This window comes from Ramlibacter sp. (genome assembly GCF_013697775.1).
Classification (GTDB): domain Bacteria; phylum Pseudomonadota; class Gammaproteobacteria; order Burkholderiales; family Burkholderiaceae_C; genus Ramlibacter.
Genome location: NZ_JACCWG010000118.1, coordinates 1 through 7331 on the forward strand (window position 1 = coordinate 1; position 7331 = coordinate 7331).

At 69.3% G+C, this 7331-nt stretch carries 8 protein-coding genes; 6 read left to right on the top strand and 2 right to left on the bottom strand.

Annotated features, from left to right (window positions below):
* The first annotated feature begins 213 nt into the window (after positions 1-213).
* From H0U68_RS06180 to H0U68_RS06200, 5 genes are all read left to right on the top strand, one after another.
* A complete protein-coding gene (locus H0U68_RS06180; protein ID WP_296353708.1) occupies positions 214-1233 on the top strand; it encodes a TRAP transporter substrate-binding protein in 1020 nt (339 codons plus the stop codon).
* Positions 1233-1811 (top strand): TRAP transporter small permease, encoded by a 579-nt coding sequence (locus H0U68_RS06185; RefSeq protein WP_296353709.1) that lies wholly within the window; start codon positions 1233-1235, stop codon positions 1809-1811. Before H0U68_RS06180 ends, H0U68_RS06185 begins: the two co-directional genes overlap by 1 nt.
* Before the next feature lie 4 nt (positions 1812-1815).
* Positions 1816-3117 carry a TRAP transporter permease gene (locus H0U68_RS06190; protein WP_296353710.1) on the top strand — a complete coding sequence of 434 codons (1302 nt, stop codon included), beginning with the start codon at positions 1816-1818 and terminating at the stop codon, positions 3115-3117.
* A gap of 10 nt (positions 3118-3127) precedes the next feature.
* Positions 3128-3544: an acyl-CoA thioesterase gene (locus H0U68_RS06195; RefSeq protein WP_296353711.1), complete on the top strand. Its 417-nt coding sequence runs from the start codon at positions 3128-3130 to the stop codon at positions 3542-3544.
* Between the two features lie 90 nt (positions 3545-3634).
* The gene (locus tag H0U68_RS06200; RefSeq protein ID WP_296353712.1) at positions 3635-4885 is read left to right on the top strand and encodes an MFS transporter; all 1251 of its coding nucleotides are present in this window, start codon (positions 3635-3637) and stop codon (positions 4883-4885) included.
* Here H0U68_RS06200 and H0U68_RS06205 read toward each other — a convergent pair whose 3' ends face one another.
* Positions 4886-5713, bottom strand: a complete 828-nt coding sequence (locus H0U68_RS06205; protein WP_296353715.1) for a PhzF family phenazine biosynthesis protein — start codon at positions 5711-5713, stop codon at positions 4886-4888.
* Positions 5714-5808: 95 nt separating this feature from the next.
* On the opposite strand from H0U68_RS06205, the gene H0U68_RS06210 reads away from it, so the two are divergent.
* On the top strand, positions 5809-6183 hold the full coding sequence (locus tag H0U68_RS06210) for a hypothetical protein (RefSeq protein WP_296353717.1): 375 nt from the start codon (positions 5809-5811) through the stop codon (positions 6181-6183).
* A 33-nt stretch (positions 6184-6216) separates the two neighbouring features.
* Here H0U68_RS06210 and H0U68_RS06215 read toward each other — a convergent pair.
* A partial coding sequence (locus tag H0U68_RS06215; protein ID WP_296353719.1) for a response regulator occupies positions 6217-7331 on the bottom strand: 1115 nt, incomplete at its 5' end.

Consider the following 7331-nt stretch of genomic DNA (forward strand, 5'->3'; position numbering starts at 1 on the left):
AGGCCGCGCTGGCCGACGAAGCCGGCAACGCGCTGGATGCCACGCTCGCCCGGCACGGCGCGCCGGCGCGCCCGGTGAAAGCCCAGCCGATCCGCTGGATGCGCAAACCGAAAGCCGGTGCGCCCTGAGGGAAAGCACCGAGCGCGCGCACTCCGAACCGTCATACAAAGCAACTGCTTTTTCCGGCCCACCGATCACAACGAGGAGACAAGCATGCAGTTCCGAATCGCATCCCTGGCCATCGCCGCCGCGCTCGCGCTGGCCACCGGCCCCACGCAGGCGCAGGACAAGCCGGTGATGCTCAAGCTGTCCAGCTGGGTGCCGGCGCAGCATCCGCTCAACCCGAGCCTGCAGGCCTGGGCCGAGGACCTGAAGAAGGCGTCCGGCGGCACCATCACCGCCACCCTGTTCCCGAGCGAGCAGCTGGGCAAGGCGTTCGACCACTACGACATGGCGCGCGACGGCATCGCCGACTTCTCGTACGTGAACCCGGGCTACCAGCCGGGGCGCTTTCCGGTGATGGCCGGCGCCTCGCTGCCCTTCCTGTTCGCCAACGGCAAGGGCGGCACGGCAGCCATCGACGCCTGGTACCGCCAGTACGCCGCGCAGGAGATGAAGGACGTGCACTTTTGCTTCGCCTTCGTGCACGACCCGGGCACCTTCCACGCGCGCAAGAAGATCACCCTGCCCACCGACATCAAGGGCATGAAGATCCGCCCGGCCACCAGCACCATCGGCCAGATGGTCACGGCGCTGGGCGGCACCAACGTGCAGGCCTCCGCGCCCGAGGCGCGCGACATGCTGGAGCGCGGCGTGGCCGACGCCATCACCTTCCCCTGGGGCTCGATCCCGCTGTTCGGCATCGACAAGGTGGTGCAGTTCCACATGGACGTGCCGCTGTACGTGACGCCCTTCGTCTGGGTGATGAACAAGGACAAGTACACGGCGCTGTCGCCCGCGCAGAAGAAGGCCGTCGACGAGCACTGCACCACCGAGTGGGCCGAGAAGGTGGCGACGCCCTGGGCCGATTTCGAGAGCGCCGGCCACCAGAAGCTGGCGCAGCCCGGCCACGACATCTACAAGCTCACGCCCGAGCAGCTGGCCGCCTGGCGCCAGGCCACCGCCGGCGGCGAGGCGCAGTGGGGCGAGAACGTGAAGAAGGCCGGCCAGGATCCGAAGAAGGTGATGGATTCGCTGAAGGCGAGCCTGGCGAAGTACAAGGCAGCGCTTTGATGGAAGGAGATTCCGTTCGGGCTGAGCCTGTCGAAGCCCTTCGACAAGCTCAGGGCGAACGGGCGGGGCGGGGCTTCGCCGACCGGTTCATCAGCGGCATCGAATGGCTGGCCGCCATCTTCGTCGGGGTGGTGGCCCTCAACATCTTCGCCAACGTGCTGCTGCGCAAGTTCTTCAGCACCTCGATTCCCGACGCGTACGACTTCGGCCGCATGCTGCTGGGCATCCTGATCTTCTGGGGCATCGCCGCCACCAGCTACCGCGGCGGCCACATCACGGTGGACCTGGTCTGGTCGGCGGTGGGCAAGCGCAAGAAGCGCCTCATCGACGTGTTCGCCACGCTGGTGCTGCTGTTCGTGGTGACGGTGCAGACCGCGATGCTGTTCGACAAGGTGCGGCTGACCTACGTGGACCACGTGCTCACCTACGACCTGAACATGCCCACCTGGCCGTTCTACGCGGTGGCCTGGGCCGGCGACGTGTGCGCGGTGATCCTGATCGCCATCCGCACCTGGCGCCTGGTGTTCGAACCCGAAGCGCTGCACGACGCGCACTTCGACGACAAGAAGATGGAGTGAGCGCGTGAACACCGACCTCCTCGCCCTCGCGGGCTTCGTCGCCCTGTTCGCGCTGATGCTGCTGCGCGTGCCGGTGGGCATGGCCATGGGGCTGGTGGGCATCACCGGCTACGGCATCATCGCCGGCCCCGGCCCGGCGCTGAAGCTGGTGGGCCAGACCTCGATGCGCACCGTCACCGACTACACCTTCGGCGTGATTCCCATGTTCATGCTGATGGGTGCGCTGGTGTCGGTGTCGGGCGTGAGCCGCGAACTGTTCAAGGCCGCCAACTCCATGATCGGCCACCTGCGCGGCGGCCTGGGCGTGGCCACGGTGCTGGCCTGCGGCGGCTTCGCGGCCATCTGCGGCTCCTCGGTGGCCACCGCCGCCACGTTCTCCAGTGTGGCGTACCCGGAGATGCGGCGCTTCGGCTACCCGCAGTCGTTCTCCACCGGCGTCATCGCCGCCGGCGGCACGCTGGGCGCGATGCTGCCGCCGTCCACCGTGCTGGCGGTGTACGCCATCCTCACGCAGCAGGACATCGGCAAGCTGTTCATGGCGGGCGTGCTCCCGGGCCTGCTGGCGATGGCGCTGTACGTGCTGACCATCCTCATCATCGTGAAGGTGCGCCCCGGCTGGCTGCCGGGCGGCGAGGCCAAGCCCTGGCGCGAGCGCGCCGCCGACCTGAAGAACGTGTGGGCGCCGCTGGTGCTGTTCATCTTCGTCATCGGCGGGCTGTACGGCGGCCTGTTCACGCCCACCGAGGCGGGCGGCGTGGGCGCGAGCGGCGCCTTCATCCTGGGCCTGGTGCGCGGCAAGCTGGACGCGCCCAAGATCAAGGAAGCGCTGCTGTCGGCCACGCGCACCGCGGCGGCCGTGTTCACCGTGCTGATCGGCGCGCTGATGTTCGGCTACTTCCTCACCATCACGCAGACGCCGCAGAAGATCACGGAATTCCTCACCGGGCTGGGCGTGGGCCGCTACGGCGTGCTGGCGCTCATCATGGTGATGTACCTGGTGCTGGGCTGCCTGATGGACGCGATGGCGATGATCATCCTGACCGTGCCCATCATCTTCCCGGTGGTCACGCAGCTCGGGTTCGATCCGATCTGGTTCGGTGTGATCATCGTGATGACGGTGGAGCTCGGCCTGATCCATCCGCCGGTGGGCATGAACGTGTTCGTCATCAAGAGCGTGGTGCCCGAGGTGAGCTTCACCACCATCTTCAAGGGCGTGCTGCCCTTCGTGGCCACCGACATCCTGCGCCTGGTCATCCTGATCGCCTTCCCGGTGATCGCGCTGTGGCTGCCCGGCAAGATGGGATGATCGCGGGGCCATGAAGCAAGCCATCTACACGGTCACGGTGGAATTCGGCGACTGCGACCCCGCGCGCATCGTCTGGTTCCCCAACTTCTTCCGCTGGATCGACGCGGCGTCGCGCCACTTCTTCGTGGCCTGCGGCGTGCCGCCCTGGCACGAGACCGAGAAGACGCTGGGCGTCATCGGCACGCCGCTGGTGGACACGCACGCGAAGTTCATCAAGACGGCGAGCTATGGCGACGTGCTGGCGATCCACACCAGCATCGCCGAGTGGCGCGGCAAGAGCTTCGTGCAGCGCTACAAGGTGATGCGCGGCGGCGAACTGCTCATGGAGTGCGACGAGGTGCGGATCTTCGCGGCGCGCAAGGAGGATGGGGGCATTCGGGCGGTGGCGGCGCCGGAATCGATTCTGCAACTGTGCAAGGACCACTGACGCGGCGCCTCGGCGCGCACGCTGCTAACCTCCTGCCATGCCCCGCTTCGAATCTGTCCCCCTCGCCGACACCGGCAGGCACGCGTGCCCATGAGCACCCTGGCTTTCACCGCGCCCGGCGCCGCCGCTCCCGAGCTGATCGACTCGCGCCACGCCGCCTGGCGGCTGCTGGCGGTGCTGGGCGTGGCCACGCTGGGCAACAGCGGCATGTACGTGCTGTCGGTGGTGCTGCCCGCCATCCAGGCCGAGTTCGGCACCGACCGGGCGCAGGCCTCGCTGCCCTACACGCTCACCATGATCGGTTTCGGGCTGGGCGGCCTGGTGTGCGGCCGCTGGGCCGACCGCTTCGGCCTGAGCCGCGTGGTGCTCATTGGCGCGGCCGGCATGGTGGCGGGCTTCGTGCTCGCGGCGCTGGCGCCCAGCATGCTGCTGTTCGGTCTGGCGCACGGGCTGTTGATCGGCTTTTTGGGCGTGGCCAGCGCCTTCGTGCCGCTGATCGCCGACACCGCGTTGTGGTGGAACCGGCGCCGCGGCATCGCGGTGGCGGTGTGCGCCAGCGGCAACTACCTGGCCGGCACCGTATGGCCGCCCATCATCCAGTTGGGCGTGGAGCACATCGGCTGGCGCAGCACCTACATGGCGCTGGGCATCGCCGGCGGCCTGGCGATGGCGCTGCTGGCCACGCGCCTGCGCCAGCGTCCGCCGGCCGTGCAGATGGCCGCGGCGGGCACGGCCAGGGCAGCGGCGCATGCAAGCGACCGCCCCTTCGGGCTCACGCCCGGCCAGGCGCAGTTGGCGCTGTTCGTCGCCGGCATCGGCTGCTGCGTGGCCATGGCCATGCCGCAGGTGCATATCGTGGCCTACTGCACCGACCTGGGCTACGGCGCCGGCCGCGGCGCGGCCATGCTCTCGCTGATGCTGGGCTTCGGCATTGTCAGCCGCCTGGCTTCGGGCTGGGTGTCGGACCGCATCGGCGGCATGCGCACCCTGCTGCTCGGCTCGGTGCTGCAATGCGTGGCGCTGCTGCTGTTCCTGCCGTTCGACGGGCTCGCGTCGCTGTACGTCCTGTCGGCGCTGTTCGGCCTGTTCCAGGGCGGCATCGTGCCCTCGTACGCGATGATCGTGCGCGAGTACTTCTCGCCCAAGGAAGCCGGCGCGCGCATTGGCGCCATCATCCTCGGCACGCTGATCGGCATGGCTATCGGCGGCTGGATGTCCGGCAAGATCTTCGACCTCACCGGCTCCTACCGCGCCGCCTTCCTGCACGGCGTGGCCTGGAACGTGCTGAATTTCGCGATCGTGTTCTGGCTGTTCGTGCGGGCCAAGCGCCTGGCGCGATAGCTACATCACGCGCGCGGCGCCGGAGACGCGGATCGACGCGCCGGCTTCCGGCGTGATGTCGGCCCACAGCCGGCACGGCACGCCCATGTCGTCGCCCTGGTGCACCGCGATGCGCCCGCCGTGCGGCCAGCCGATCTGGCGCAGGTGGCCGGCCAGCGCCGCGGTGGCGGCGCCGGTGGCCGGGTCCTCGTACACGCCGCCGTAGGCGAAGGCATTGCGGGTGTGCAGCAGCTGCGGCGTCTCGGCGTGGCACAGCAGCATGGTCACCCAGCCGTGCGCGCGCGCCATCTGCTGGCCGCGCGCGAAGCCGTAGCGCATGGCGGCCACCGCCTCGCGGCTTTTCAGCATCAGCAGCACGTGGTCGGCGCCGGCATGGATGCGCGCGGGCGCCACCTCCGGGTGCAGGTCCGCCTCGCTCAGGCCGAACAGCGACAGCGCGTCGGCCAGAGCGCGCGGCGCCAGCGGCTCGCTCTCGGTCGGCGGCGACTGCAGGGCCGCGGCATAGCGCTCGCCGTCGCGGCGGCCTTCCACCGAGATGGTGCCGTTGTTCAATTGCAGGGAATAGACGCCTTCGCCGTGGCGAATGGCCAGCGCCGCCCCCAGCGCGATGGTGGCGTGGCCGCAGAACGGGACTTCCGCCTCGGGCGAGAAGTAGCGCACGCGCCAGTGATCGCCCTCGCGCACAGCGAACGCGGTTTCCGAAAACCCGACTTCGCCGGCCACGCGCTGCATGTCGGCGGCTTCGGGCATGGTTTCGCCCAGGACCACGCCGGCCGGGTTGCCGCCGATGGCGCCGTCGGAAAACGCGGCGATGCGCTGGATCTTCATGAAGGCTCCGCTGTGGAAAGAAAGTGACGCGAGCTTAGTCCAGCCGCCTTGTCCCGCGCTGGCGCGGGGCTCTTTGTGGTGCATGCTTGGGCGCCATGCAACTGCACTACCTGGATTTCGATTTCAGCGACGAGGACTCCGGGCGCGGCAGCTTCGACGCCATGGCCTCGGTGCTGCCCGGGCGCCTGCCGGCGCTGCTGGCCGAGGTCGCCGGCGTGCTGCGCTGGGCGGAAACGGCGTTCGGGCCGGCCGGTGCGCTGCAGGACGAGGGCGAGTGGGACTACGCGCTGCAGGGCGTCGCCGAGCCCGACACGCCGCTGGCGGTGGCCTGGGACGCGGCGGGCGGCGCGGTGTCGCTCCTGCCCGCGGCGGCCGTCGACAGCGCGCCCAGGACCACCCTGACCCTCACGCTCAGCGGCTCGCCCGCGTTCTGCGAAGCATTGTGCGAACGCTTCCACCTGCCGGGTTGAGCGCGGCAACGCGCGCCCCGCCGGCATGCGCGGTCAGGTCGGCGCTTCGGCACGTTCGGGCTGGACCCACCGCAGCAGGACCGCCCACATGTCCCGCGGCTCGATCGGCTTGACCAGGAAATCATTCATGCCCGCCTCCAGGCAGCGGTCGCGGTCTTTCTCCATGGCGTTGGCGGTCATCGCCACGATGGGCAGCCGTTGCAGGCCGGGGATGCCGCGGATGGCCCGCGTGGCGGTCACGCCGTCCATCACCGGCATCTGCATGTCCATGAACACCAGGTCGTAGTCGGCCGACTGCACCATGGCCAGCGCGATCTCGCCGTTGTCCGCCACGTCCACCTCCAGGCCCGCGTCCTGCAGCAGTTCGCACGCCACCTGCTGGTTGATGTCGTTGTCTTCCACAAGCAAGATGCGTCGCCCCCGGATCGCCGCCAGCTCGCTGCCGGCCGGCATGTCGCCGCGTTCGCCGTCATCCCCGGCCTGTCCGTCGCTCTTGCCGCTGAACGCTTTGATGGTGGAGTCGAACAGAAGCGAAGGCGTCACGGGTTTGAGCAGCACATCCTCCAACCCCACCTGCGCGGCCTCCTGCAGCATCTCCTCGCGCCCGTAGGCGGTGACCATCAGCAGCATGGGCGTGGACGCCAGGCCCAGCGCGCGGATGCGGCGCGCGCATTCGATGCCGTCCATGCCCGGCATGCGCCAGTCCAGGTAGACGACGTCGTAGGGCTGTCCCGCCTGCGCGGCGCGCCGCACCTCCTCGAGGGCCTCGCTGCCGCTGCGCGCCTCGCCGGCCATGAACGTCATGCCCTGCAGCATGTCGATGATGACCATCCGGGCGTGTTCGTTGTCATCCACTACCAGGGCGCGGCGCCCGCGCAGGTCGGGCTGGGGCACCAGCGCGCGCTGGACGCCTTCGCCGATGCCCAGGCGCGCGGTGAACCAGAAGGTGCTGCCCTTGCCCAACTCGCTTTCCATGCCGACCTCGCCGCCCATCAGCCCGGCCAGCTTCTTGCTGATCGCAAGGCCCAGGCCGGTGCCGCCGAACTTGCGCGTGGTGGAGGTGTCGGCCTGGCTGAAGCTCTGGAACAGGCGCGCGCTCTGCTCGGGCGTCAAGCCGATGCCGGTGTCCTGCACGCGGAAATGCAGCA